The organism is Streptomyces sp. NPDC052496 (genome assembly GCF_040679095.1).
In the GTDB taxonomy this organism is placed as follows: Bacteria; Actinomycetota; Actinomycetes; order Streptomycetales; family Streptomycetaceae; genus Streptomyces.
The window spans coordinates 221,192-244,033 of record NZ_JBFAUH010000005.1 but is presented as its reverse complement, the minus strand read 5'-3'; the positions used below and the strand labels follow the sequence as shown (position 1 = coordinate 244,033).

The window sequence follows — 22,842 nt, the reverse complement described above, 5'->3', positions numbered from 1 at the left end:
TGGGCTGCGAGTGTCCCCTGCTTCTGGAGGGAAACCCGTGAATTGCGGCGCGGAACCGGTGGCAGCACCGGCGGCAGCACCGTACGGAGGCTGCCACCGGATGCCGTCACGGCTCGGCGGCCGTAGCGGCCGGGGTCTCGGCGCCCGCGGCTCGGCGCCGGCCGGCTCAGCGCTTGGCGTGCCGGCCGCGGCGGCCGTCGTTGCCGGGCTGGCGGGGCGGCTGGACGGCCCCCGTCGGGTCGTACGGCTGCTGGGCGGCGGCCTTCTTGTTCTTGCCGCGGGCGCGCAGGTACTCGATGGCGATCGGGACGACCGAGATCAGCACGATGGCGACCAGGATCAGCTCGATGTGCTTGTGGACGAACTCGATGTTGCCCAGGGAGGCGCCGAGCAGGGTGACGCCGGCGCCCCACAGGGTGCCGCCGATGACGTTGAAGGTGATGAACGAGCGGTAGTTCATCTTGCTCACGCCCGCGATGATGGGCGTGAACGTCCGTACGATCGGCACGAAACGGGCCAGGATCAGCGACTTCGGGCCGTGCTTCTCGAAGAACTCGTGCGCCTTCTCCACGTTCTCCTGCTTGAAGAGCTTGGAGTCCGGGCGCTTGAAGAGCGCGGGCCCGACCTTGCGACCGAAGAGATAACCGGCCTGGTCACCGAGGACCGCCGCGAGCACGATCAGCAGACACACCAGCCACAGCGGCTTGTCCAGCTTGTCGGTCGTCACCAGCAGGCCGGTGGTGAACAGGAGCGAGTCACCCGGCAGGAAGAATCCGATCAGCAGGCCGGACTCCGCGAAGACGATGATCAGCACGCCGATCAGCCCGAACGTGCCGATCAGGTAGTCCGGGTCCAGCCACTGGGGGCCGAGCGCGAGAGTATTCACGGGGTGAAGGCTCCTGGGTCGAGGGCGCCGGATCGTGCGGTACGACGGGGATACAGGCGCAGTGTGCGGCCCAAAGCTATCAACGCCGGATGACGGGGCGTGGTTCCAGCCGCCCGCTGAGGCCCGCGCACGGCCCGGACCACGGCTTGCCACCGCCGTACGGAACCGTCCGCCCGCACCCCGCCACATGTCCGGACACGGCCGCGCCGGCCCCCCGCTTTCACCCCCCTCCCGTGAGAGGCTCCCGCGAGGAGCCCGCCTCCAGGCGGCTCACCGCGCGGAGGGACAGGACACACGATGGGCATCGAGGAGTTCGGCGGCGGCCAGGCCGCGCAGGCCGACGTGCTGGTGGTGACGACCAACGACGTCCCCGGATACGAGGTGCAGCGGGTGATCGGCGAGGTCTTCGGCCTGACGGTCCGCTCCCGCCACCTGGGCAGCCAGATCGGGGCCGGGCTGAAGTCGATGATCGGCGGCGAGCTGAAGGGCCTGACGAAGACGCTCGTGGAGACGCGTAACCAGGCGATGGAACGGCTGGTGGAGCAGGCACGGGCGCGCGGCGCGAACGCCGTGCTGATGTTCCGCTTCGACGTGACGGAGGCGGCGGACGTGGGCACGGAGGTCTGCGCGTACGGCACCGCCGTCGTCATCGCCCCGAAGGCCACCTGAGCGGCCCTCCGCACGGACCGTACGGGCCAGGGGGCGCGCTCCCCTGCCCCGTACGGGCTCAGCTGTTGCGGACCGCGTTGGCCAGCATCGCGTCGCGCAGGTAGACGGCCAGTCCGGGCCGGATGGCCTCATAGGTGGCGGTGAAACGCTCGTCCGCGACGTACATCTCCCCGAGACCGGTGTGCATCTCGTACGAGCAGTCGTAGTACCCGGACGAGATGAACCGGCGGTGCTCCTCGGCCACGTCCATCGCCTCGGCCGAGTCGGCCGGCACCCCGCGCTCCAGCAGCCCGGCCATCTTCCGGTGGATCGCGTCGAACTCCGCCGTCAGCCGCTTCCAGTCCTCCTTCGTGTACGAGGCCGTCCGGCGCTGCGACTCCTTGTACGCGTCGGTGCTCCCCCAGCGTTCGCGCACCTCGTCCGCGTAATCGTCCGGGTCGAAGTCCCCGAACACCTCGAACTTCTCCTCCGGGGTCAGGTTGACGCCCATCTTGCGTGCCTCCATCGCGTGTTCGACGGCGGCGGCCATCGCCTGGAGCTTGCCGATCCGGGCGCTCAGCAGCGCGTGCTGCCGCCGCAGGTGCTCCTGCGGGTCGGCGTCCGGATCGTCCAGGAGGGCCGCCACCTCGTCGAGCGGGAAGCCGAGCTCCCGGTAGAACATGATCTGCTGGAGCCGGTCGAGGTCGGCGTCGCTGTAGCGCCGGTGGCCCGCGTGGCTGCGCTCCCCCGGCACCAGCAGCCCGATCTCGTCGTAATGGTGCAAAGTACGCACCGTCACACCGGCAAACCCAGCGACCTGCCCCACCGAATATCCCACCGTCCCGCCCTCCATCCTTCTCGGTACGCACTCCACGATGTGCCCTCACGCCACGTGAGGTGCAAGTCCGTATACCGGAAAGCCGTGGGACGCACGGGACGCAAGTGGCATCCTGCCGCCATGCTGGGGATAACCGACCTTCCGACCTACCTGGCGGGCCTCGCGCTCATCGTGCTGCTGCCGGGCCCGAACTCGCTGTACGTCGTCTCCGTGGCGGCCCGCCGCGGCCCGCGCACGGCCTACCGCGCGGCGGCCGGCGTCCTGTGCGGCGACACCGTACTGATGACCCTGTCGGCAGGCGGTGTGGCCTCGCTCCTGCAGGCCAGCCCGGTCCTCTTCTCGATCGTGAAGTTCGCCGGCGCGGGCTATCTGACGTGGCTGGCGGTCGGCATGCTGCGCGGCGCGTGGTCCCTGTGGCGCAACCGGGAAGCCGCCACGTCACTCCGCAAGAAGGCCACGGCCGGCGCGGCACCCGCGCAGGAACGCCCGTACCGCCGCGCCCTGGTGATCAGCCTCCTCAACCCGAAGGCGATCCTCTTCTTCATCTCCTTCTTCGTGCAGTTCGTCGACCCGAACTACGCCCACCCCGTCCTCTCCTTCCTCACCCTCGGCGCCTGGGCCCAACTCTTCAGCCTCACCTACCTCACCCTCCTCATCTTCACCGGCACCTACCTGGCCGCCACCTTCCGCCGCCGCAAACGCCTGACCGCAGGCCTGTCGGCAGGGGCAGGAGCAGCATTCCTGGGCTTCGCGGCAAAACTGTCACTGACGAACGGGGGGTGAGGGGCGGGGTCCTGTAGCGCCCGGCCCGTCAATCCCGTGTGGCCCCCGCCGGCCAGATGACGTCGACCGGCACCCCCGTACGCCGGGCGTAGGCAACCACATCGGCCGTCCCGCCGAACCCGCGCGCCGCCTTGCCGTCCCACACGGCCAGCAGCCGGTCGACACACCTCACGAGAATCTCGCTGCCCGCCATGTGAGCCTCTGGGCACGACTCCCGGAGGCCGGTCCGATGCACCCTCACCGCCCGCCCGAGCAGGGCGTCATACGTGGCGTGATGCCCCTCAGGAAGCCCGGCCCGGTAACCCTCCGCCGGCAGGACGGTCTCGATACGCCCTCCCAGTACGAGCACCATCTCGGCGAACCACGCGTCAGGCCCGTCAGCGAGGCAGGAGACACCGCACAGGCCCGCAGGCTCGTACCGCTGCAAGCGCGCCTGGAGAGCCTCCCGCACGGCCCTTTCGGTCCCCCCGGAAAGCCCCCTGTGCCCAGTGATCCCCAGCCGCACGTCACGTCCCCCTCTCACGTCCCACGCCAGGCCAGACAGGACGGTCTGATTCCGGTGACCGACGCGGCCGTACGTGCCGCTCACCACGGACCCCCGGCTCCCTCCACACCCAATGGCGGCTGCGCGGACTGCACTTCGGCCTGGCCAACGGGCAGCGCTTGGTGAGACGACCGTAGCTTCCCGGTCTCAGCAGTTGTACCGATTCGCATAATCCACGAGACGCGGTAGCCCCCTGTAGGTACACAGTCCACACTGAGTTCCCGACAGGAAGGGAACGCATGCCACCCAGGAAGGCGCCAACAGCGCGACAGCGACGCGTGGGCACCGAATTGCGCAAGATGCGTGAGCACGCCGGCCTCACGCTGGCCGAGGCCGCAGTCCTGCTCAGCACTGATCGGACCACCATCAGCAACACCGAATCCGGGCGATTCGGCGTCAGCCGCGACCGGGTGCGCGCATGGGCGACGCATTACGCATGTCCCGACACCGCGTATGTCGATGCTCTTGCCGCCATGGCGGAGGAGCGTGTCAAAGGGTGGTGGGAGGACTACCGAGGGGACCTCTCGGGTGGCGCACTCGATCTGTCCGAACTGGAGCACCACGCAGTCGCGTTGCGTGCGGTGCAGATCATGCACATGCCCGGCCTGCTCCAGACCGAGGATTACGCCCGCGCCGTCTTCACGGAAGCCGTCCCTCCGCTCGACCCCGCCGCCCTCCGCCGCCGACTCTCGCACCGGTTGCGGCGCCGGGACGTACTCGACCGCCCCTCACCTCCCTCCTGCATGTTCTTGATTCACGAAGCCGCGCTGCGGATGGAATTCGGCGGCCGAGCAGTCACTCGGGCTCAGCACGAGTACCTGCTCAAAGAGATGGACCGGGACAACGTCGAGGTCCGCATCCTCCCCTTCGGCGCGGGGTTCCCGAATGCCGGGAGCTCGACGCTCTACGTGCACGGCCCCGTACCTCAGCTCGACACGGTGCAGACGGATACGCCCGCAGGGCCGGCTTTCGTGGACGCGGAGACGCGGCTCAACAATTACCGAGCGGTTCTCGACCGCACCCAAGAACGAGCCCTTACTCCGGCGAAGTCTTTCGATTTCGTTCGCAAAGTAGCGCAACAAGTGTGAAGGCTGGGAGCCGTGGACATTCAGTGGCGGAAATCGTCGAAGTCGACCGACGCAGAGGGCAACTGCGTCGAGATCGCCGAACACGAGGGACAAATTCTCATACGGGAGAGCGACGATCCGCAGGTGGTGATCAGGACATCACGGGGCAGACTGTGCGCACTCCTCTCGAACGCCAAGCAGGGCAAGCTCGACGGCCTGGCCTGAACCGGGCGCGGATACTCCTCCTCTCACCGACGATGGAGAGGGCGTCCGCCCAGCCAGCACGGGTTGTACACCGGAGTCTCACTCTTTAGACGTACAACTGTTGAGACGCGACCTGGGCGGGCGCTACGTTCGTCCTGCGTCACCGTCCCGCGACCGTACGGATCAGCACGCGCATCGTCCGCCTGATCCGTACGCGGAGGTCGCGATACTTCTGCCCTGCCCGCCTGGTCAGCCAGGGATGCGCACGTGCATACACAGGGAGGCAGAAGCAACGGCGACGACAACCTCCATATCGATGAAGGGTTGTCGGACCATGCACGACATCGCCCGCACAGCACCCGCCCAAAGAGCAATTCCACCGACGTCTTCATGCACCTTTCCTGGCATTCCGAGCGCAGCCGCACGCGCTCGCGCCCATGCCCGACGGAGCGTCGAGCTTTCCGTACCTGGTGTTGCCGAGGAAATGGTCGCCAAGGTGGAACTCGTCGTCAGTGAACTGGTCACTAATGCGATCCGCTATGGGACCGAGCCGGGGGACCGTCTTGCCTTGACCGTGACTGCTGGTCCAGATGGAGCGCTGATCGAGGTACATGATCCCGTACGGCGCCGCCCCCGCCCCAAACCCCCCCGGCCCAGACCGCCAACGAGGCCGTGGGCTGCTGATCATCGAGGCCGTCGCCAGCAGTTGGGGTGTGGCGGATCGTCCGTTCGGGAAAGTCGTGTGGGCGGAGTTGGCGTGGTGATCTGGGCGCGGGGCGTGCCGGGGCCCGGGTTCGTCGCCGGGGTCGTGGTCAGTACGTGGCTCGATACGGCCTCGCCTGCCGGGACCATCGCCTGGCTGCTGATCGCGCATCCGCCGCCGCGCCGCCCGGGTGAGACCGCCGGGCGCATCGAGGCCGGCTTGCGCGGCATGGCCGGCGCCCTGGGGCTCCGCGCCGCTTCGCGGCACGTTCCGGTCGTCGGCGACCGGCTGACGGCCCGAGGGCCGCACCTCGCTCTCGATTACGGCCACCCGGACTTCTGTCTGCGGGTGCCACGTCCGGCGCCCCGGTGGCTCGGGTACGTCCTCAACGGCGGGGCCGTGTGTCTGGTGGTCTGTCTCGACGCGATCGCTGCCGGAGCGGGGCCCGGTCTGATCGAGGAGCGCCTGCGCCGGACCGCCGAGCGCGACCGCGTCCTCGTAGGGGCCACGGGATTACGTCACGGAGGTCCCCGCGGCCACCGGTAGGGGCGCGCTCGCGCGTCGGCGCCGCCCGGCCGGGCAGGTTGCCGGGCGGCGCCCTGACGGGCCGGGCGGGCGGTGCCGGCCGGCCCGTACCGGCTCAGACCGCGGCGGCCTCGATGAGGACGTACGGGTCGGGAGCCGGTAGTGGGGTGAAGCCGGCGATCTTGAAGCCGGCCTTGGTGCAGAGGTCTTCGAAGTCGGCGCGGGTGCGTTCCCGGCCGCCGACGTTGACCAGCATGTTGAGGTCGCTCATGTAGGGCAGGGCGGTCGCGCCGGGCCGGACGGTGTCGGTGAGGACCGGTTCGATGATCAGGAGGCGGCCGTCGGCGGGCAGTACGCGGCGGATGTGGCCCAGGATGCCGGCGCACTGGTCGTCGTTCCAGTCGTGGATGACGCTCTTGAGGAGGTAGAGGTCGCCACCGGCCGGGGCAGCGGCGAAGAAGTCGCCGGTCTCCAGGGTGACGCGGTCGGCGACGCCCGCGGCGGCCAGTTTCGCGGGGGCCTGGGCGTGGCCCTCGGCGCTGTCGTAGATCACGCCGCGCGGCGCGGGGTGGGCCCGCAGGATCGCGGCGAGCAGGGTGCCGTCGCCGCCGCCCACGTCGACGATGGTGGTGAAGCGGCCGAAGTCGTAGTGGGACGGGACGTCCTGGGCGGCGATCCGGGTGCCCTGGCCCATCGCCGTGTTGAAGATCGCCGACAGCTCCGGTTCGCCCTTGAGGTGGCTGAAGAAGTCCGTACCGAAGATCATGTCGAAGGCGGGTTCACCACTGCGAACACTGTCCTCCATGCGCTCCCGGGCCCGGGTCATGACCGGCTCGCTGAAGATGCGGGCCAGCGCGGCCATGGAGTCCGGGGTGTCGCTGCGCAGCAGCGCACCGGCGGCGGTGGCCTCGAAGACGCCCGCCTCGTGCTCGGTGAGCAGGTCCAGGGCCGCCAGCGCGCGCAGCAGGCGCAGCGTGGCCTGCGGGTGGGTGCCGCACGCGGCGGCCACGTCGGCCGCCGTACGGGTGCCGTCCCCGATGCGGTCCAGCACCCCCATCCGTACGGCGGCGCCCACCGCGTACGTGGCCAGCTGCCCGAACAGCAGCCGGGTGACGGTCCCGCGGACCTCGCGCGCCGGTGTCGCCCGTTCCTCGTTCGCTTCCACGTCCGCTCCTTCGGGTCGCCTCGGACACCGCTCCCGCACCGGACCGGCGGCCGGGTGACGGCATGGCGGGTCCGGCGGATCGTTCCCCCGTCCCGCGCGATAAGTTAGGCAAGCCTAAGTACCGGTACGGTTCGGCGCAATACTTCCGCAAGGGCGTTGCACGGTGCGGTTGTTGACGGTTCAGGTATAGCGCGCCAGGGCGGGGGTGGGGACCGGTTCGCGACCGGAAGGGGGTCCGGCGCCGGTCGGATGCGGGGCGGACGCGGGTCGGGCGTCGGTTGGGCGTCGGTTGGGCGTCAGTTGGGCGTCAGTCGGACGCGAGCCGGATGCCGGGTCGGCGGTGAGCTGGACACGGGTCGACAGCGAGCCGGGCGCGGGTCGGCGGCGAGCCGGACACGGGTCGACAGCGAGCCGGACACGGGCCGACAGCGAGCCAGGCGCGGGTCGGCGGCGAGCCGGACACGGGCCGACAGCGAGCCAGGCGCGGGTCGGCGGCGAGCCGGACACGGGCCGACAGCGAGCCGGACACGGGCCGACAGCGAGCCAGGCGCGGGTCGACAGCGAGCCGGACACGGGCCGACAGCGAGCCAGGCGCGGGTCGACAGCGAGCCGGGCGCGGGTCGGACACAGATCGGCGGCAGGTCCGACGCGAGCCGGATGCCGGTCCAGAGATGAGCCGGACGCGCGCCGGATGCGCGCCGGATGCGGTCACAGGCGCGCCGAATGCCCTGTATGCCCGTATCGTCGCCTCCGTAGGCCCCGTAGGAGGTGTCGTCATGACCGATCCCAGCAACCGCACCGTCCGCCTCGCCGTCATCTACTACTCCTCGACCGGTACGGTCACCGACCTCGCCAAGGCCGTCGCGGACGCCGCCGAGCAGGCCGGTGCCGAGGTGCGGCTGCGCCGCGCCGCGGAGCTGGCGCCACAGGCCGCCGTCGAGTCGAACCCCGCCTGGGCCGCGAACGTCCGGGCGACCGCGGACATCGCCGAGGCCTCGCCCGACGACATGCTCTGGGCGGACGCGGTGATCTTCGGCTCCCCCACCCGGTACGGCAACATCGCCTCGCAGCTCAAGCAGTTCATCGACACGCTCGGCGGGCTGTGGCAGGAGGGCAGGCTGGCCGACAAGGTCTACAGCGGCTTCACCGCCTCGGCGACCAAACACGGCGGCCAGGAGACCACCCTGCTCGCGCTCTACACCACGATCCACCACTTCGGCGGGATCGTCGTGACGCCGGGTTACACCGACCCGAGCAAGTTCGCGGACGGAAACCCGTACGGCACCTCGCACGTCGGCGGGCCCGACACACCGCTCGACGACGAGGCGCGCACCGCCGCCGGCGTCCAGGCGCGGCGTGTCGTGAAGTTCACCCGGGCCCTGAAGGCGGGGCTTTCCGCGGGCGGCTGAGGGTACGCGGCCACCATGCCACTGCATGAGGGAGCACACGCCAAGGACGGCCGGCCGTACCTGCCGGTCAACCCCTTCTACGGCGAGGCCGACCCGGTCGCCGGCATGACCGCGGCCCCGCCCCGGCACGCACTGCCGAACGACCCCACCAGCCCGCACGCGGCCTACCAGCTGGTCCACGACGAACTGATGCTGGACGGCAACTCCCGGCTGAATCTGGCCACCTTCGTCACCACCTGGATGGAGCCGCAGGCCGATGTGCTGATGGCGGAGTGCCGCGACAAGAACATGATCGACAAGGACGAGTACCCGCGCACCGCCGAACTGGAGCAGCGGTGTGTGGCCATGCTCGCCGACCTGTGGCACGCCCCCGACCCGTCCGCCGCCGTCGGCTGCTCGACGACCGGCTCCAGCGAGGCGTGCATGCTCGCCGGGATGGCCCTCAAGCGCCGCTGGGCCCGGGCGAACGCCGACCGCTACCCGGCGACCGCCCGTCCCAACCTGGTCATGGGTGCGAACGTGCAGGTCTGCTGGGAGAAGTTCTGTACGTTCTGGGAGGTCGAGGCGCGCCAGGTGCCCCTACGGGGCGACCGCTTTCACCTGGACGGCGAGTCCGCCGCCGCGCTCTGCGACGAGAACACCATCGGCGTGGTGGCCGTACTGGGCTCGACCTTCGACGGTTCGTACGAGCCGGTGGCGGAGATCTGCGCGGCCCTGGACGACCTCCAGGAGCGTACCGGCCTGGACATCCCCGTCCATGTGGACGGCGCGTCCGGCGCCATGATCGCGCCGTTCCTGGACGAGGACCTGGTCTGGGACTTCCGGCTGCCGCGCGTGGCGTCCGTCAACACCTCGGGCCACAAGTACGGACTGGTCTACCCGGGGGTCGGCTGGGCCCTGTGGCGCGACCGGCAGGCCCTCCCGGAAGAGCTGGTCTTCCACGTGGACTATCTGGGCGGCGACATGCCCACCTTCGCCCTCAACTTCTCCCGGCCCGGCGCCCAGGTCGCCGCCCAGTACTACACGTTCCTCCGGCTCGGCCGCGAAGGCTACCGCGCCGTCCAGCAGGCCACCCGCGACGTGGCCCGCTCCCTCGCCGACCGCATCGAGGCGCTGGGCGACTTCCGCCTGCTGACCCGCGGCGACGAGCTCCCGGTCTTCGCCTTCACCACGGCCGACGGCGTGACGGACTTCGACGTCTTCGACGTCTCCCGCCGCATGCGGGAGCGCGGCTGGCTGATCCCCGCGTACACCTTCCCGCCCGACCGCGACGATCTCTCCGTCCTCCGCATCGTGTGCCGGAACGGGTTCTCACATGATCTGAGCGACCTGTTCGTGGCCGATCTGGAGCGACTCCTTCCGGAACTTCGGGCGCAGGGAGGCACCTTGGGCGGCCGGGCGGGAGGCAGGAATACGGCGTTCCATCACTGAGGCCATCGCGACTGCGGCCATCGAGGACGAGACCGGGGTGCACCGGGGCGCACAGGGGCGCGTCACCCGTGCGAGTGGCGCACGGCTGTTTGCGAGGCGCATGGGCAGAATCGCGTAGACGATCGGATCATGCGATACACAACGACCGCGGAAGTCGCGGACAAGCCGGGCGCGGAACCCGCCACGACCGACAGCTGGATGCACCCGCCGACGGACGGCTGGACCTTTGGCCAGGTGGGAAGTGCGGTCCTGCCGTTCGACTGGGAGCTGCTGGACGGGCGGATCATGGTGCGCGGAGCGACCAGTTGGTGGCACGACCAGGTCCGGGACGAACCGTCCGGCCGACTCAGGAGTGCCCGGCCTGATCACTTCGCCGTCAACATCGACCGGTGCACGCTGATCGATGAACGTAATGTCCCGAAGCCCGACATCCTCGTCTTCGAAAAGCGCGGCCTCGATCTCCGCACCCCTCGGATGCGCCCCTGTCGAGAACGCCGTGCTGGCTGTCGAGGTCGTCTCCCCTTTCACCCGGACCATGGACCGCCGCGGCAAGCACGGCCTGTACGCCGCGGTCGGCATCGCCTCGTACTGGCGCGTGGAGCGGGGCCCGGACGACCGGCCCGTGGTGCACACGTTCCGGCTGCACCCCGTATCAGGCGTATACGCGCCGAGCCCGGAACGGCGCACGGACACCCACCAGTTGGTGGCCAGTGTCCCGTTCCCCGTGAACATCGACCTCCGCAGCCCCATCGAGGTGTGAGCGCCCCATCCCTCACTTCCCCATCCTTCCGAACCGCCGTACCGCCAGCGGAAAGAACACCGCCAGCAGCACCAGCGGCCAGCCGACCGCCAGGAGTTGCGCGTGCTCGGACGCCCAACCGCCGCCCGGCCACCGCGGGTTTCCGAAGAGCTCGCGCACCGCACCCGCCGTCGCGGACAGCGGGTTCCACTCGGCGACGGCGCCCAGCCAGGCCGGCATCGACGCGGGTGAGACGAACGCGCTGGAGAGGAAGCCGAGGGGCCAGACCAGGATCTGTACGGCCTGGACAAGTTCCGGCTTGCCGGCTAGCAGGGCCAGGTGGAGGCCGATCCACAGCATCGCGAACCGCAGCAGGAGCAGCAGACCCACCGCGTACAGCGCGGCCCCGAAGCCGCCGTGCCAGCGCCACCCCATCAGCAGCCCGGCGCCGATCATCACCAGCAGGCTGACCGCCGATTCCAGCATGTCCAGGACACTGCGGCCGATCAGGACGGCCGAGGGAGCCATCGGCATGGACCGGAAGCGGTCGATGACGCCCTTGTCGAGGTCCCCGGTGACCGCGACCATCGTGGCCTCCAGGCCGAAGGCCATGGTCAGCGCGAGCATGCCGGGGACCAGGAACTCCTTGTAGTCGCCGCCTCCCGGCAGCGCCATCCCACCGCCGAGGAAGTAGCCGAACATCACCAGCATCAGCACGGGGAAGGCCAGCCCGACGACGACCTGGACCGGCTGCCGCGCCCAATGGGCCAGGCCGCGGCGGGTCATGGTCCAGGAGTCGGCGAGGAGCCACCCGGCCCTCCGGAGCGGCGAGCGGGGGGCGGGCGCTGATGCCGTGATCTGCGGCGTCATGGTGCTCATGCGGTCGTCTCCTCGGCGGGTACGGGCGTTCCCTCAGTCGGTACGGGCGTTCCCTCGGCGGGTACGGTCGCGCCCTCGGCACGTACGGTCGTCTCCTCGGCAGATACGGTCGCGCCCTCGGCACGTACGGTCGTCTCCTCGGCGGGCCGGTCGGTCAGGTGCAGGAAGACTTCGTCGAGGGTGGGGCGGCGCAGGGCGATGTCCTGTGCGTCGATGCCGGCGGCCGCCAGGGCCCGTACGGTCTCGGTGAGCGCCGCCATCCGGTCGGTGACCGGCGCGCTGACCCGCCGGGCGTCGGCGTCGGTGACGGCGCTCCCGGCGACGGTCTCCAGGACGGCCGCCGCGCGCGCCAGGTCGTCCGCGTGGTGCAGGACCACGTCGATCCGGTCGCCGCCCACCTGGGCCTTGAGTGCGTCGGCCGTGCCGTCCGCGATGACCCGCCCGTCGTCGATGACGGAGATCCGGTCGGCGAGCTGGTCGGCCTCCTCCAGGTACTGCGTGGTGAGCAGGACGGTCGTACCGCCGCCCACCAGGGAGCGCACCGCCTGCCACACCTCCGTGCGGCCGCGCGGGTCCAGGCCGGTGGTCGGCTCGTCGAGGAACAGGACGGGCGGAGCCATGATCAGGCTGGCGGCGAGGTCGAGCCGGCGGCGCATCCCGCCGCTGTACCTGCCGACGGCCTTGGTGCCGGTGCCGGCCAGCCCGAACCGTTCCAGCAGTTCGGCGGCGCGGGCCGCGGACGCGCGTCCTCCCAGGTGGTAGAGCCGGCCGAACATCTCCAGGTTCTGCCGTCCGCTGAGCTCCTCGTCGACGGCGGCGTGCTGGCCGAGCAGTCCGATGCGTACGCGCACCTCGTCGGGCCGGCGCAGTACGTCGAAGCTGGCGACCCGGGCGGTGCCCGCGTCGGGGCGCAGCAGGGTGGACAGGACGCGGACGAGGGTGGTCTTGCCGGCGCCGTTCGGGCCGAGGATGCCGTGCACGGTGCCCTGGGCGACGGTCAGGTCGAGGCCGTCGAGGGCGGCCTTGCCTCCGTACGTCTTGCGCAGTCCCTCGACGGCGATGGCGGGAGTGGGGGTGGGGGTGGGTGTGAGGGCTGGAATGGGGACGGGCACGGGGGCGGGGATGGATGAAGGGCTCACGGTGCCTCCTCCGGACACGTAGCCAAGTTTGACTACCGACGCAAGCTAACTCCCCCGCCCCCCAGTAGTCAAACTTGATTATTCGTCGGACGAGGGCGCCTCGACGCCGTACTCAGGGTCCGGCTCCCCCGTCGCGTACGGGTTCTCCTGCCCCTCCGCGAGCACCGCCACGAACGGCTCGCCCTCACCGGCGAAGACGTACGCCCCGCCCTCGATCCGCTCGATCAGCCCCCGCGTCCACTCCGCGCCACTGTCCGCCGAGTTCACCCACATGTTCATGATCTCGCCGATGTGGCCGAGCTGCTCCGGGCCGTCCTCCGGCGTGTAGTACTCGGTGACCGAGAGCCGCCACTCCTCCAGGCCCCGCACCCGCTCCTTCAGCAGGGCCACGGCCTCTTCACGGGGCAGGTCGACGATGAAGCCGACCGCCGCGCTCAGCTCGTCGACCTTGCGGTCGTACTGGGACAGCGACTCGCGCAGCAGCTTGAAGAACTCCTCCGTACCGGCCTCGGTCAGCTCGTACTCCGTACGCGGCGGGCCGCCGGCCGGGCTGGGCGCGACGTCGTGCGCGAGCATCAGCCCTTGCTTGGCCATCTGCTTGAGCGCGTGGTAGATCGACCCGGGTTTGGCGTTGGACCACTCATGGGCGCCCCAGTACTCCAGGTCGTTGCGCACCTGGTACCCGTGCGCCCGCCCGTGCTGGCGCACGGCCCCCAGAACCAACAGCCGGATCGCCGACATCGTTTCCTCGCATCCTTCACGCTCGCGCTGCGGCCAGCCTAGTCCGCCCACCTATTCAAGTTTGAATACCCGCTCCGGGCGCTCTACGCTCACCGGCATGGCCGAGACCGTGATTCCGATCCTCCCGTGCCCGTCCATCGACGAACTCCTCGACTTCTACCGGGCCCTCGGATTCGAGGTGATCTCGTACCAGAAGAGCCCGAATCCGTACTGCGGCGTCCGCCTGCGCGACATCGAGCTGCACTTCTTCGGCATGAAGGCGCACGACCCGACCACCTCGTACAGCACCTGCTACGTCCTGACCGACGACGTGGACGGGCTCTACGCGTCCTTCCGGGCCGGCCTGAAAGCCGCGCTCGGCAGGGTGCCGACGCGCGGCCTGCCACGGATCGGGGCGCTGAAGGACATGTCGTACGGCGTACGGCAGTTCCTGCTGACCGACCCCGGCGGCAACTGCATACGGATCGGCCGGCCGATCGCCGACAGCGTCGAGCACTCCGCCGTCCCGAAGGAGCGCTACGCACGGGCCCTGCACCAGGCCACGCTGCTCGGGGAATCCAAGGGCGATCACGCCGCTGCGGCCCGGATCGTCGACCGGGCCCTGGAGAGCGGCGCAGGTGACGACACCGGGCCGTCACCGCTCCAGCACGTGCAGCTGCTCGTGCTCCGCGCCGAGATGGCTGCCCAGTTGGACGGCTTGCACGCCGCCGCCCCCTGGCTCGACCGCGCGGACGCGGTCGAGCTCAGCGACACGGACCGGCAGTCCGCGCACGACGCGCTGCGCCGGGCGGCGGACCTGCGGGAGAGCGAGGGCTGAGAACGACGGGGCGTGGATCCGGGGGCGACGGGGCGTGGATCCCAGGGCGACGGAGCGCGGACCCGAGGGCGACGGCCGCCGGCCTCAGCCCTGCGCCGCGCGCTCCTCGTCGACCAGTGTGAAGGCCGTCTTGCCGTCCAGGGACTCGCGGATGATGTCCGCGTGCCCGGCATGCCGGGCAGTCTCCTCGATCAGGTGCAGCACGAGCCAGCGCATCGACTGCTCCGCCTTCGGCGGGTACCAGGGCGCCTCGGGCAGCGGGAAGGTGGCGTTCAGGTCCGGCAGCGACCGGACGAACTCCTCGGTCCTACGGGCCACCTCGTCCCAGAAGGCGAGGACCGACGCGACGGTCTCCGCGCCCTCCAGCTGGAAGCTCAGGTGCCAGGTGTCCATGTCGCGTTCGATCGAGTGCGGCAGCTGCTGGGCGGTCTCCACCCAACCCTGCTCGACCTCCGCGACGTGCTTGATCAGGCCGGACAGGGACAGTTCGCTGGCGGACGGCTTCTGTGCGGCCTGTTCGTCGGTGAGGCCGAGGACGGACCGGCGCAGGCCGCCGCGCTGCGCCTCCAGGAAGGCCAGGAGCGCGCCGCGCTCGTCACCGTGGGCTTCGGCCGGAACGTGAGTGGGCATGGGATCCGCCTTTCGCGAGGGCCGCGGCGCTGCTGCCGCGGTCCGACAGAAAGAAAGGTACGAAGGGTTGAGGACAGGTTCTGTCCTCAACCGGGCCGCGAGCGAAAAAGGTCCCCGCCGGGCCGCAGAGCGAGCCGGCGGGGACCTGTCAGGAACGGCCCGGAACGCCCAGGACGGCTCGGGCGGCCCGGACGGCCCGGACGGCCAGGGCTACCAGGGCTACCAGGGCTACCAGGGCTACCAGGGCTACCAGGAACAGCCAAGAGCAGTCAGGACGGCCCGGACGACCAGGAGCAGTCAGGACGGCCCGGACGCCCAGGAACAGTCAGGACGCCCAGGAACAGCCAGATCCCCTAGAACGGGAACCGCGACCGCCCATGCTGGATGGAGATCCACTTCGTGGTGGTGAAGGACTCCACCATCGCATCGCCGTTCAGCCGCCCGAGCCCGGACGCCTTCTCGCCGCCGAAGGGGACGATCGGCTCGTCGTGCACCGTGCCGTCATTGATGTGGATCATGCCGGTCTCGACGCGCTTGGCGAACCGCACGCCCCGCTCGATGTCGGCGGTGTGCACCGCGCCGCTGAGCCCGTACGGCGAGGCGTTGGTGATCCGTACGGCCTCCTCGTCACCGTCGAACGGCACCAGCGCCACGACCGGCCCGAACATCTCCTGACTGAGCGCGACGGAGTCCTCCGGCAGCCCGGCCAGGACGGTCGGCGCGACCAGGGTGCCGCGCACGGTGCCGCGCAGCAGCGCGGTGCCGCCCTCGGCGACGGCGCGGTCCACCACCGCGGCGACGGCCTCCGCCTGACCCTCGTTGATCAGCGGGCCGATGTGGGTGGCCGGGTCGCTCGGGTCGCCGACCTTCAGGCTCTTGACCTTGGCGACGAACTTCTCGGTGAATTCCTGTTCCACCGCGCGGTCGACCAGCACCCGGTTGGCGGCCATGCAGACCTGCCCCTGGTGCACGAAGCGGCTGAACACGGCCGCGTCCACCGCGTAACCGATGTCGGCGTCGTCCAGGACGACCAGCGCGCTGTTGCCGCCCAGCTCCAGGACCGTGCGCTTGAAGTGCGAGGCGGCGACGGTCGCGACATGGCGGCCGACCTTTTCGGAGCCGGTGAAGGAGATGACCTTCGGCACCGGGTGTTCGATGAGCGCGTCACCGATCTCCGCGATGTCGGTCACCACGACGTTCAGCAGGCCGGCGGGCAGCCCGGCCTCCTCGAAGACCTTGGCGACCAGGCCGCCGCCGCAGATCGGGGTGTTCTGGTGCGGCTTGAGCACCACGGCGTTGCCGAGCGCGAGCGCGGGCGCCACCGACTTGACCGACAGCAGGAAGGGGAAATTGAACGGGCTGATGACACCCACGACACCGACCGGGAGCCGGTAGAGCCGGTTCTCCTTGCCGTCCACCGGGGAGGGCAATATGCGGCCCTCGGCCCGGAGCGCCAACTGGATTGCCTCGCGGAGGAATTCCCGCACGAGGTGGAGCTCGAAAGCCACCTTGGCGTGGGTGCCGCCGACCTCCGCGGCGATCGCGGCGCCCAGCTCCTGCTCCCGGTCGTCGATGATCCGCAGTGCGCGTTCGAAGACCAGCCTGCGGGTGTACGGGTTGGTGGCCCCCCACTCCCCCTGTGCGCGTTCGGCGGCGCGGTAGGCCTGGTCGATCTCGTCGACCGTGGCCACGGTGATGGACGCCAGCTTCTCCCCGTCGTAGGGATTGAAATCGACGATGTCCCACGAGCCGCTTCCGGCCCGCCATTCGCCGTCGATGTACTGGTAGGCCAACTCGTCGAAGTAGGACATGCGAAATCCCAATCTGGAGGACAGGGCGCCGGTCGCAGCGCCCTAGCCGGGGGGTGCTGACTCCTGATTGGAACTCATGCTACCTACGGGTTAAGTCAGTTGGAGTAGACCACGTATCAGGTCTCTGGTCTCGGCCGGATTCGGACTGTCCTCCTGGAGACGGTCCATGACCCGTGCGTACTGGGCGACTTCGTCGCGCTTGTCGAGGTAGAGCGCGCTGGTCAGCTGCTCCAGGTAAACGACGTCGGGCAGCCCGGGCTCCGGGAAACCGAGGGTGGTGAAGGCGCCGCTCTCCCCCGCGTGCCCGCCGAAGCTGAACGGCATCACCTGCAAGCGCACATTCGGCCGTTCGGACAGTTCGATCAGGTGCCGCAGTTGTCCGCGCATCACCTCACGGTCACCGTACGGGCGGCGCAGCGCCGCTTCGTCGAGCACGCAGTGGAACTCCGGCGGGCGCTCTGCCAGCAGCAACTTCTGCCGCTCCAGGCGCAGTGCGACCCGGCGGTCGATCTCCGCCGCACTCGCCCCCGGCATACCGCGGCGCACGACCGCGTGCGCGTACTCCTGCGTTTGCAGAAGCCCGTGCACGAACTGCACCTCGTAGGCGCGGATGAGGGAAGCGGCCCCCTCCAGGCCCACATATGTCTGAAACCAGCCGGGCAGCACATCGCCGTAACTGTGCCACCAGCCCGCGACGTTGGCCTCGCGGGCCAGCACCAGCAGGGCCTCGCGCTCCTGCGGATCGTTCACGCCGTAGAGCGTGAGCAGGTCCTCGACGTCCCGTGCCTTGAAGCTGACCCGGCCCAGTTCCATCCGGCTGATCTTCGACTCGGACGCGCGGATGGAGTAGCCGGCCGCCTCGCGGGTGATCCCGCGCGATTCACGCAGCCTGCGGAGCTGTGCCCCCAGCAGGATGCGCCGCACGACGGACCCGCTCGATTCACTTGCGGACACCTTTGTGACCCTCCCATGGCCCACCCCGTCCAACAGTGGCCCGCAGTCTGCCACGTCCGGGCTTCGTTGAGTGCTCATCCGGTTACTGATGTGGGAGGTCCGGGCAGCCGCTCCACAAGAACACGTAGGAAGAAATACGCGTGAAGTGGCACGGGCGCTCCCAAACAGGGCACGTGCACGTGCATCTGCCCTTGCATCTGGCGTACGCATTGGGAACCATGGACAGCGCACACATGCACGCTCGGGAAAGATCCGCCAGACCGCCAGATCCGGCTGCCCGGCCGGGGTCTTGACGTCCGCGAACGCCAGGAGTGCCTCGCATGGGGACCAAGGTTTTGACCATGCTCCAGCCGTTATGGCAGGGCTTTCCTCCCGTCGACCCCCCGGCCGTCTCCGGATCCGTCTCCTACTCGCTGCCACCCCGCTACGAATCCGTGCGCGGCGCACGGCACTTCACCCGCGAGACGCTGCACCGGTGGGAGCTGGAGGAGATCTTCGACAGCGTCGCCCTGGTCGTCTCCGAGCTGGTCACCAACGCGCTGCGGCACGCCGCCCCGGCCGGCGCTCCCGATCCGTACGAGCCGGCCCGCGCCGACGCCTGCGACCCGGCCGATGCCGAGGCATACGGGTCGGCCCGCGGCGGCGCGCCGGTCCACGCTCCGGGCATCCTGCCGGCCCGTCTGCACCTGATGCGGTGGTCGTCCCGGCTGGTGTGCGCGGTACGTGACTCCAGCGACGCGTCCCCGGAGGTCGAGGACGCCGACGCCGGCGCCGAGTCGGGGCGCGGCCTGTACCTGGTCGACTCCTTCAGCGACGGCTGGGGCTGGCAGCCGCTGGCCGGCGCACCGCACGGAAAGATCGTTTGGGCGCAGTTCCGGCTGCCGTGAGCGGCGGACGCTCCGGGGCCTCGGGGGCACGGGGCCCGGGGGCCACGGAGCCTCCGCCGGCCTGCCCGGACGGCCGCGACCGTCCGGGCAGGCGCGCGGACGCGGGCGCGCGCGGGCGGGCCGTACCGGTCAGTCCCGTACCAGGTGGTCGAATTCGCCGTCCTTGACGCCCAGGATCATCGCCTCGACCTCGGCCGGGGTGTAGACGAGCGCCGGCCCGTCCGGGAAGCGGGAGTTGCGTACGGCGATCTCGCCGCCCGGCAGGCGCGCGAACTCCACGCACGACCCCTGCGAGTTGCTGTGCCGGCTCTTCTGCCAGGCCACACCGTGGAGATCCGTAGCGGCCATGCCGTTGTATGCGTCGGGCACAGGTGTCTCCCGGTGGATGCGGTGGTCAGCGGTGACGGGACGTGGCGCGCGCTGAGCGGTCGGTGGTCGGTGATGGTCTGTCAGCAGCAGTGCGCCCAGCGGAAACCGGTGTCAACTGCAACTGGTTGGGATCATAGCTTCGTTCATATGCAGATGCATGGTCGGATGCACGTGCACGACGGCCCGTGGCGCACCGGTCACAGCACGTCGAACACCATGCTCACGGGACGCATCACCGGACGCCAGAGTTCCCCGGAACACGAGAACCGGCCTTCCGCAACACCTCGCGGTGTTCCGGAAGGCCGGTCAGTGGGCCGGACTTCTCCGTAAGCAGCGGCAAAGCGACGGCCGGGTGGCCCTCACTTGGACGAGTACGGCAGCAGCGCCATCTCCCGCGCGTTCTTGATCGCACGGGACAGCTGCCGCTGCTGCTGCGCGCTCACCCGCGTGACCCGGCGGCTGCGGATCTTGCCGCGGTCGGAGATGAACTTCCGCAGCAGGTCGGTGTCCTTGTAATCGATGTAGGTGATGCCCGCGGCGTCCAGCGGATTGGGACGGGGCGCGGTCTTCTTACGGGGGTCGTGACGGCGGGGCATGGGGCTCCTGGGTCGTTGGAGGTTGGGGGCGGGAGGTCGGGAGGGGGCCGGGAGGTGGGGAGGCCGGGACGTACGGACCGGTCGCGGCCGGCTGGGCGGGCGGTCGGCTGGGCGGGCAGCCGGGGGACGACGGTCGGGGGGATCGACAGCCGGCCGGGCAGGCGAGCAGGCGAGCAGGCGAGCAGGCAAGCAGGCGCGGTTACGAAACCGGATCGAGGAGTTCGTCGAACGCCGGGGTCAGCCGCTGCCACGCCGGCGGCCCGCCCGCGTACTCCTCGTCCGTCAGCAGGCAGGACTCCAGCAACGACGTCAGCCCGTCCCGGTCCAGCCCCGGCGAGGTGAAGACCAGGTGCTGGGCGCGGTCGCCGTGCTCGGGGTGCCAGTCCAGCGCGGCCGCGGCGCGGCGTACCGGCGGCACCAGGTCCCAGGCGGCGTCCGGCAGCGCGGCCAGCCACGGGCCCGCGTTCTCGACGCACAGGGCGCCGCCCGCCGCGTCCCAGGACAGCAGCGTGTCCGGCCGGTCCGCCAGCCAGAACCGGCCACGGCTGCGGGCCGCCACACAGGTGAGGTCCTCCAGCGCCGCGTACAGCCGGGCCGGGTGGAAGGGCCGGGTGCGGTGCCAGACGAGCGTCCCGACGCCGTCCGCTTCGGCCTCCTGTGGAAGCAGCGCGCACGCCGGATGCTGCCGCGCGGCGGCCGCCTCCACGTCGAATCCGGCCAGCGCCGCAGCGGCCAGCTCGCCCGGGGAGTCGGCGTCCACCAGCCGCGCCGTCGGGTGCAGTTGCGCGAGCAGCGCCAGATCGGCGGCGTCGCCCTCCTCCTCACCCGGTACGACGGCGAGCACCGGCGGATATTCCAGCTGGCGGGCCCAGGTGTCCGCGACGGTCCGCTGGTCGGAGGCGGCCGCGGCCAGCCCGGCCTCGGTCAGGTCGTCGCCGCAGCCCAGGTACGGCAGCAGCAGCGCCGGGTCGACGGCCGTGATCACACCGGTCAGCGCCAGGGTCTCGCCGCCGCAGGCGGTGACGACCTCGGCCATGGCCTTGGGCTCGACGGAGTCCCACAGTTCGACGACGGCCAGCCGGCAGGTGCGGCCGTCGGCCAGCCGCTCCAGTTCGGGGACCAGGTCCTCGCGGAGCGCGCAGCAGGCGCAGTCGTTGACCAGCGGCGCCTCGCCCGTGTCGAGTACGCCGCCGGCGTCCCGCACGGTCCGGCGAACCGTTCCTTCAGTGGCGGAGGCGAGATCGTGGTGGAGCGCGACGCTGCCGGGCACGGCGTGCAGCAGCCGCTCCACCGCGGTCCGGCGGGCGTCCGAGTGCAGCCCGCCGACGATCACCACGGACAGCCGGTCCCCGAAGCCGCCCCCGGGGCCGCCGGGCGCGCCCTCCCTCGACGGGCCGCCCATCAGCGGGCCCCGCGCTTCCCGTACCGGCGCTCGAACCGCTCGACGCGCCCCGCGGTGTCCAGCACGCGCGCCGTCCCCGTGTAGAAGGGGTGGCTCGCCGAGGAGATCTCGACGTCGATGACCGGGTACGTGTTGCCGTCCTCCCACTCGATCGTCTTGTCGCTGGTGGCGGTCGACCGGGTCAGGAAGGCGTAATCGGCGGCCCGGTCACGGAAGACGACGGGCCCGTAGGCGGGGTGGATTCCAGGCTTCATGGCGTAGCTCAGCGCTCCTCTCGGAAGTCGACGTGGCGGCCGGCGACCGGGTCGTACTTCTTCAGCACCAGCCGGTCGGGGTGGTTACGGCGGTTCTTGCGGGTGACGTAGGTGTAGCCGGTGCCGGCGGTGGACCGGAGCTTGATCACGGGTCGTAGTTCGTTGCGGGCCATGGGCGCTACTATACAGAAATGGTTTCCATTTTCATTAGGAGGTACTGACCTTGTCCGCCCACTGCCAGCTCACCGGCCGCAGCCCCGGCTTCGGCAAGTCCGTCTCGCACTCCCACCGCCGCACGTCACGGCGGTTCGACCCCAACATCCAGCGCAAGCGCTACTGGCTGGCGAGCGAGGGGCGGCACGTCCGCCTCACGCTCAGCACGAAGGGGATCAAGACCGTGGACACGATCGGGATCGAGGCGGCCGTCGCCCGGATCCGCGCCCGAGGGGAGAAGGTCTGATGGCGAAGAAGAGCAAGATCGCGAAGAACGAGAAGCGGCGCGCCACAGTGGCGCGCTACGCCGCCCGGCGGGCCCTGCTGAAGTCCGTCATCCGCAACCCGCACACCCCGGAGGAGGAGCGGCTGGCCGCCCAGCGCGAACTCACCCGCCAGCCGCGCGACGCGAGCGCCACCCGCGTACGCAACCGCGACAGCGTCGACGGCCGCCCGCGCGGCTACTTCCGCGCGTTCGGCCTCTCCCGCGTCAAGCTCCGCGAGCAGGCGCACGCGGGGTTCCTGCCGGGGGTGCGGAAGTCGAGCTGGTAGGGGGTGCGGGTGCGGCCCGCCTCGCTTGCGGAACTCGGGGCGGGCCGGCCCAGCAGCTCAGAACTGGGTGGTGTCGAGATCGAAGTTGAGAGGATCCGGCAGCGGGATGACCTTCTCGGCCAGGTCGATCTCCGTCATGGACAGGTATCGCTCGCCAGAGGGCTTCGAGCAGAGGATGGCGAGGTTGGCGGCACGGTCGATCAGCAGGTAGCAGGGGATACCGGCACGGGCGTACCCGCGCAGCTTCTTGATCCGGTCGTGCCCCGCCGTCGAGGACGAGAGCACCTCGACGACCAGCATGACCGGCGAGGGGTCGTGATAGCCGATGTCGTCGTCGAAGCTCCCCTTCGGGGCGACCGCCAGGTCGGGAATCACCTTTCCGGTGGACGAGGCTCCCGGGACGGAAAGCCCGATGTTCGTGTAGCGCCCCAGGTCCTTACGGTGATCCCGCACCTGCCCTGAAAGTTCCGACACGATCTCTTCGTGCCTGCCTACGGGAGGTGGTACCACGTGGATTTCCCCTTCGATCAGCTCCACGCGCCATCCCTTGGGGGCTGCCGCGCTCAACGCTTCGAAGGCATCCTCGGCCGATGCGGGTGCCCGCTCATCGGCGGCCCACGGTTCGGGTTCCGGAACGGTCAGTGCCACGGTGGACC

Annotated in this window: 28 protein-coding genes and 1 pseudogene; 13 read left to right on the top strand and 16 right to left on the bottom strand. The window is 70.3% G+C overall.

Annotation, left to right across the window (positions count from 1 at the left end):
* Window positions 1–166 precede the first annotated feature (166 nt).
* Window positions 167–886: a VTT domain-containing protein gene (locus AB0L45_RS09935; RefSeq protein WP_125054949.1), complete on the bottom strand. Its 720-nt coding sequence runs from the start codon at window positions 884–886 to the stop codon at window positions 167–169.
* 297 nt (window positions 887–1,183) lie between these two features.
* Between AB0L45_RS09935 and AB0L45_RS09930 the strand changes: the two genes are divergently transcribed.
* Window positions 1,184–1,555, top strand: a complete 372-nt coding sequence (locus AB0L45_RS09930; protein ID WP_365837912.1) for a YbjQ family protein — start codon at window positions 1,184–1,186, stop codon at window positions 1,553–1,555.
* Window positions 1,556–1,613: 58 nt separating this feature from the next.
* Here the strand turns inward: AB0L45_RS09930 and AB0L45_RS09925 are convergent, their stop codons facing one another.
* Window positions 1,614–2,372 (bottom strand): MerR family transcriptional regulator, encoded by a 759-nt coding sequence (locus tag AB0L45_RS09925; RefSeq protein WP_365837910.1) that lies wholly within the window; start codon window positions 2,370–2,372, stop codon window positions 1,614–1,616.
* 120 nt (window positions 2,373–2,492) lie between these two features.
* On the opposite strand from AB0L45_RS09925, the gene leuE reads away from it, so the two are divergent.
* Window positions 2,493–3,155, top strand: a complete 663-nt coding sequence (gene leuE / locus AB0L45_RS09920) for a leucine efflux protein LeuE (protein WP_365837908.1) — start codon at window positions 2,493–2,495, stop codon at window positions 3,153–3,155.
* A gap of 28 nt (window positions 3,156–3,183) precedes the next feature.
* On the opposite strand, the gene AB0L45_RS09915 is transcribed toward leuE, so the two are convergent.
* Window positions 3,184–3,660: a hypothetical protein gene (locus AB0L45_RS09915; protein WP_365838071.1), complete on the bottom strand. Its 477-nt coding sequence runs from the start codon at window positions 3,658–3,660 to the stop codon at window positions 3,184–3,186.
* A gap of 278 nt (window positions 3,661–3,938) precedes the next feature.
* Between AB0L45_RS09915 and AB0L45_RS09910 the strand changes: the two genes are divergently transcribed.
* The 4 genes and pseudogenes from AB0L45_RS09910 (at window position 3,939) to AB0L45_RS09895 (ending at window position 6,219) form a co-directional block, all read left to right on the top strand.
* On the top strand, window positions 3,939–4,787 hold the full coding sequence (locus AB0L45_RS09910) for a helix-turn-helix transcriptional regulator (protein ID WP_365837906.1): 849 nt from the start codon (window positions 3,939–3,941) through the stop codon (window positions 4,785–4,787).
* Between the two features lie 12 nt (window positions 4,788–4,799).
* Complete coding sequence (locus AB0L45_RS09905) at window positions 4,800–4,991, top strand: DUF397 domain-containing protein (protein WP_365837904.1); 192 nt, start codon at window positions 4,800–4,802, stop codon at window positions 4,989–4,991.
* Window positions 4,992–5,229: 238 nt separating this feature from the next.
* Window positions 5,230–5,640 (top strand): annotated as a pseudogene (locus tag AB0L45_RS09900) (ATP-binding protein); the annotation flags it as partial.
* 87 nt (window positions 5,641–5,727) lie between these two features.
* Window positions 5,728–6,219 (top strand): hypothetical protein, encoded by a 492-nt coding sequence (locus AB0L45_RS09895; protein ID WP_365838091.1) that lies wholly within the window; start codon window positions 5,728–5,730, stop codon window positions 6,217–6,219.
* Window positions 6,220–6,313: 94 nt separating this feature from the next.
* Here the strand turns inward: AB0L45_RS09895 and AB0L45_RS09890 are convergent, their stop codons facing one another.
* On the bottom strand, window positions 6,314–7,363 hold the full coding sequence (locus AB0L45_RS09890) for a methyltransferase (RefSeq protein ID WP_365837902.1): 1,050 nt from the start codon (window positions 7,361–7,363) through the stop codon (window positions 6,314–6,316).
* A 776-nt stretch (window positions 7,364–8,139) separates the two neighbouring features.
* On the opposite strand from AB0L45_RS09890, the gene wrbA reads away from it, so the two are divergent.
* The 3 genes from wrbA (at window position 8,140) to AB0L45_RS09875 (ending at window position 10,963) form a co-directional block, all read left to right on the top strand.
* Window positions 8,140–8,772, top strand: a complete 633-nt coding sequence (gene wrbA, locus AB0L45_RS09885) for an NAD(P)H:quinone oxidoreductase (RefSeq protein WP_365837900.1) — start codon at window positions 8,140–8,142, stop codon at window positions 8,770–8,772.
* Window positions 8,773–8,787: 15 nt separating this feature from the next.
* Window positions 8,788–10,203 (top strand): glutamate decarboxylase, encoded by a 1,416-nt coding sequence (locus AB0L45_RS09880; RefSeq protein ID WP_365837899.1) that lies wholly within the window; start codon window positions 8,788–8,790, stop codon window positions 10,201–10,203.
* A gap of 496 nt (window positions 10,204–10,699) precedes the next feature.
* The gene (locus tag AB0L45_RS09875; protein WP_365837897.1) at window positions 10,700–10,963 is read left to right on the top strand and encodes a Uma2 family endonuclease; all 264 of its coding nucleotides are present in this window, start codon (window positions 10,700–10,702) and stop codon (window positions 10,961–10,963) included.
* A gap of 12 nt (window positions 10,964–10,975) precedes the next feature.
* Here AB0L45_RS09875 and AB0L45_RS09870 read toward each other — a convergent pair whose 3' ends face one another.
* The 3 genes from AB0L45_RS09870 to AB0L45_RS09860 all read right to left on the bottom strand — a co-directional run bounded on the left by AB0L45_RS09870 (window position 10,976) and on the right by AB0L45_RS09860 (window position 13,701).
* Window positions 10,976–11,812 carry an ABC transporter permease gene (locus AB0L45_RS09870; protein WP_365838069.1) on the bottom strand — a complete coding sequence of 279 codons (837 nt, stop codon included), beginning with the start codon at window positions 11,810–11,812 and terminating at the stop codon, window positions 10,976–10,978.
* A 5-nt stretch (window positions 11,813–11,817) separates the two neighbouring features.
* Window positions 11,818–12,921: an ATP-binding cassette domain-containing protein gene (locus tag AB0L45_RS09865; RefSeq protein WP_365838067.1), complete on the bottom strand. Its 1,104-nt coding sequence runs from the start codon at window positions 12,919–12,921 to the stop codon at window positions 11,818–11,820.
* A 117-nt stretch (window positions 12,922–13,038) separates the two neighbouring features.
* The gene (locus AB0L45_RS09860; protein ID WP_365837895.1) at window positions 13,039–13,701 is read right to left on the bottom strand and encodes a PadR family transcriptional regulator; all 663 of its coding nucleotides are present in this window, start codon (window positions 13,699–13,701) and stop codon (window positions 13,039–13,041) included.
* Window positions 13,702–13,798: 97 nt separating this feature from the next.
* Here AB0L45_RS09860 and AB0L45_RS09855 point away from each other — a divergent pair, with 97 nt between their 5' ends.
* On the top strand, window positions 13,799–14,518 hold the full coding sequence (locus AB0L45_RS09855; protein WP_365837893.1) for a VOC family protein: 720 nt from the start codon (window positions 13,799–13,801) through the stop codon (window positions 14,516–14,518).
* A gap of 84 nt (window positions 14,519–14,602) precedes the next feature.
* On the opposite strand, the gene AB0L45_RS09850 is transcribed toward AB0L45_RS09855, so the two are convergent.
* From AB0L45_RS09850 to AB0L45_RS09840, 3 genes are all read right to left on the bottom strand, one after another.
* Window positions 14,603–15,148, bottom strand: coding sequence for a DinB family protein (locus AB0L45_RS09850; RefSeq protein ID WP_365837891.1), 546 nt, complete (start codon window positions 15,146–15,148; stop codon window positions 14,603–14,605).
* Between the two features lie 353 nt (window positions 15,149–15,501).
* A complete protein-coding gene (locus tag AB0L45_RS09845; protein ID WP_365837889.1) occupies window positions 15,502–16,959 on the bottom strand; it encodes an aldehyde dehydrogenase family protein in 1,458 nt (485 codons plus the stop codon).
* 90 nt (window positions 16,960–17,049) lie between these two features.
* Window positions 17,050–17,913 carry a helix-turn-helix transcriptional regulator gene (locus AB0L45_RS09840; RefSeq protein ID WP_365837887.1) on the bottom strand — a complete coding sequence of 288 codons (864 nt, stop codon included), beginning with the start codon at window positions 17,911–17,913 and terminating at the stop codon, window positions 17,050–17,052.
* A 320-nt stretch (window positions 17,914–18,233) separates the two neighbouring features.
* Between AB0L45_RS09840 and AB0L45_RS09835 the strand changes: the two genes are divergently transcribed.
* Window positions 18,234–18,800, top strand: coding sequence for an ATP-binding protein (locus tag AB0L45_RS09835; RefSeq protein ID WP_365837885.1), 567 nt, complete (start codon window positions 18,234–18,236; stop codon window positions 18,798–18,800).
* A gap of 129 nt (window positions 18,801–18,929) precedes the next feature.
* On the opposite strand, the gene AB0L45_RS09830 is transcribed toward AB0L45_RS09835, so the two are convergent.
* The 5 genes from AB0L45_RS09830 to rpmG form a co-directional block, all read right to left on the bottom strand.
* Window positions 18,930–19,169: a DUF397 domain-containing protein gene (locus AB0L45_RS09830; protein ID WP_030679031.1), complete on the bottom strand. Its 240-nt coding sequence runs from the start codon at window positions 19,167–19,169 to the stop codon at window positions 18,930–18,932.
* Between the two features lie 359 nt (window positions 19,170–19,528).
* Entirely contained in the window at window positions 19,529–19,765 is a 237-nt protein-coding gene (gene rpsR / locus AB0L45_RS09825) for a 30S ribosomal protein S18 (protein WP_365837883.1), read from the bottom strand.
* Between the two features lie 199 nt (window positions 19,766–19,964).
* On the bottom strand, window positions 19,965–21,167 hold the full coding sequence (locus AB0L45_RS09820; protein WP_365837881.1) for a GTP-binding protein: 1,203 nt from the start codon (window positions 21,165–21,167) through the stop codon (window positions 19,965–19,967).
* Window positions 21,167–21,421, bottom strand: a complete 255-nt coding sequence (locus tag AB0L45_RS09815) for a type B 50S ribosomal protein L31 (protein ID WP_365837879.1) — start codon at window positions 21,419–21,421, stop codon at window positions 21,167–21,169. Before AB0L45_RS09815 ends, AB0L45_RS09820 begins: the two co-directional genes overlap by 1 nt.
* 8 nt (window positions 21,422–21,429) lie before the next feature.
* Window positions 21,430–21,594, bottom strand: a complete 165-nt coding sequence (gene rpmG / locus AB0L45_RS09810) for a 50S ribosomal protein L33 (RefSeq protein ID WP_361155585.1) — start codon at window positions 21,592–21,594, stop codon at window positions 21,430–21,432.
* Between the two features lie 50 nt (window positions 21,595–21,644).
* Here rpmG and rpmB point away from each other — a divergent pair, with 50 nt between their 5' ends.
* Both rpmB and rpsN read left to right on the top strand, forming a co-directional pair.
* Window positions 21,645–21,881 (top strand): 50S ribosomal protein L28, encoded by a 237-nt coding sequence (gene rpmB / locus AB0L45_RS09805; protein WP_365837877.1) that lies wholly within the window; start codon window positions 21,645–21,647, stop codon window positions 21,879–21,881.
* Window positions 21,881–22,186, top strand: coding sequence for a 30S ribosomal protein S14 (rpsN, locus tag AB0L45_RS09800; protein ID WP_365837875.1), 306 nt, complete (start codon window positions 21,881–21,883; stop codon window positions 22,184–22,186). The genes rpmB and rpsN overlap by 1 nt, the downstream gene beginning before the upstream one ends.
* Window positions 22,187–22,243: 57 nt before the next feature.
* On the opposite strand, the gene AB0L45_RS09795 is transcribed toward rpsN, so the two are convergent.
* The gene (locus AB0L45_RS09795; RefSeq protein WP_365838065.1) at window positions 22,244–22,828 is read right to left on the bottom strand and encodes a Uma2 family endonuclease; all 585 of its coding nucleotides are present in this window, start codon (window positions 22,826–22,828) and stop codon (window positions 22,244–22,246) included.
* Between the last annotated feature and the right edge of the window lie 14 nt (window positions 22,829–22,842).

What these genes read in the sequence shown, in the direction of transcription:
- AB0L45_RS09930 (WP_365837912.1), top strand. Translation starts at nt 1,184, where the DNA reads ATGGGCATCGAGGAGTTCGGCGGCGGCCAGGCCGCGCAGGCCGACGTG.
- AB0L45_RS09820 (WP_365837881.1), bottom strand. Translation starts at nt 21,167, where the DNA reads ATGGGCGGCCCGTCGAGGGAGGGCGCGCCCGGCGGCCCCGGGGGCGGC.
- wrbA (WP_365837900.1), top strand. Translation starts at nt 8,140, where the DNA reads ATGACCGATCCCAGCAACCGCACCGTCCGCCTCGCCGTCATCTACTAC.
- rpsR (WP_365837883.1), bottom strand. Translation starts at nt 19,765, where the DNA reads ATGCCCCGCCGTCACGACCCCCGTAAGAAGACCGCGCCCCGTCCCAAT.
- AB0L45_RS09855 (WP_365837893.1), top strand. Translation starts at nt 13,799, where the DNA reads ATGGCCGAGACCGTGATTCCGATCCTCCCGTGCCCGTCCATCGACGAA.
- rpsN (WP_365837875.1), top strand. Translation starts at nt 21,881, where the DNA reads ATGGCGAAGAAGAGCAAGATCGCGAAGAACGAGAAGCGGCGCGCCACA.
- AB0L45_RS09845 (WP_365837889.1), bottom strand. Translation starts at nt 16,959, where the DNA reads ATGTCCTACTTCGACGAGTTGGCCTACCAGTACATCGACGGCGAATGG.
- AB0L45_RS09910 (WP_365837906.1), top strand. Translation starts at nt 3,939, where the DNA reads ATGCCACCCAGGAAGGCGCCAACAGCGCGACAGCGACGCGTGGGCACC.
- AB0L45_RS09835 (WP_365837885.1), top strand. Translation starts at nt 18,234, where the DNA reads ATGGGGACCAAGGTTTTGACCATGCTCCAGCCGTTATGGCAGGGCTTT.
- AB0L45_RS09815 (WP_365837879.1), bottom strand. Translation starts at nt 21,421, where the DNA reads ATGAAGCCTGGAATCCACCCCGCCTACGGGCCCGTCGTCTTCCGTGAC.
- rpmG (WP_361155585.1), bottom strand. Translation starts at nt 21,594, where the DNA reads ATGGCCCGCAACGAACTACGACCCGTGATCAAGCTCCGGTCCACCGCC.
- AB0L45_RS09860 (WP_365837895.1), bottom strand. Translation starts at nt 13,701, where the DNA reads ATGTCGGCGATCCGGCTGTTGGTTCTGGGGGCCGTGCGCCAGCACGGG.
- AB0L45_RS09880 (WP_365837899.1), top strand. Translation starts at nt 8,788, where the DNA reads ATGCCACTGCATGAGGGAGCACACGCCAAGGACGGCCGGCCGTACCTG.
- AB0L45_RS09850 (WP_365837891.1), bottom strand. Translation starts at nt 15,148, where the DNA reads ATGCCCACTCACGTTCCGGCCGAAGCCCACGGTGACGAGCGCGGCGCG.
- AB0L45_RS09870 (WP_365838069.1), bottom strand. Translation starts at nt 11,812, where the DNA reads ATGACGCCGCAGATCACGGCATCAGCGCCCGCCCCCCGCTCGCCGCTC.
- leuE (WP_365837908.1), top strand. Translation starts at nt 2,493, where the DNA reads ATGCTGGGGATAACCGACCTTCCGACCTACCTGGCGGGCCTCGCGCTC.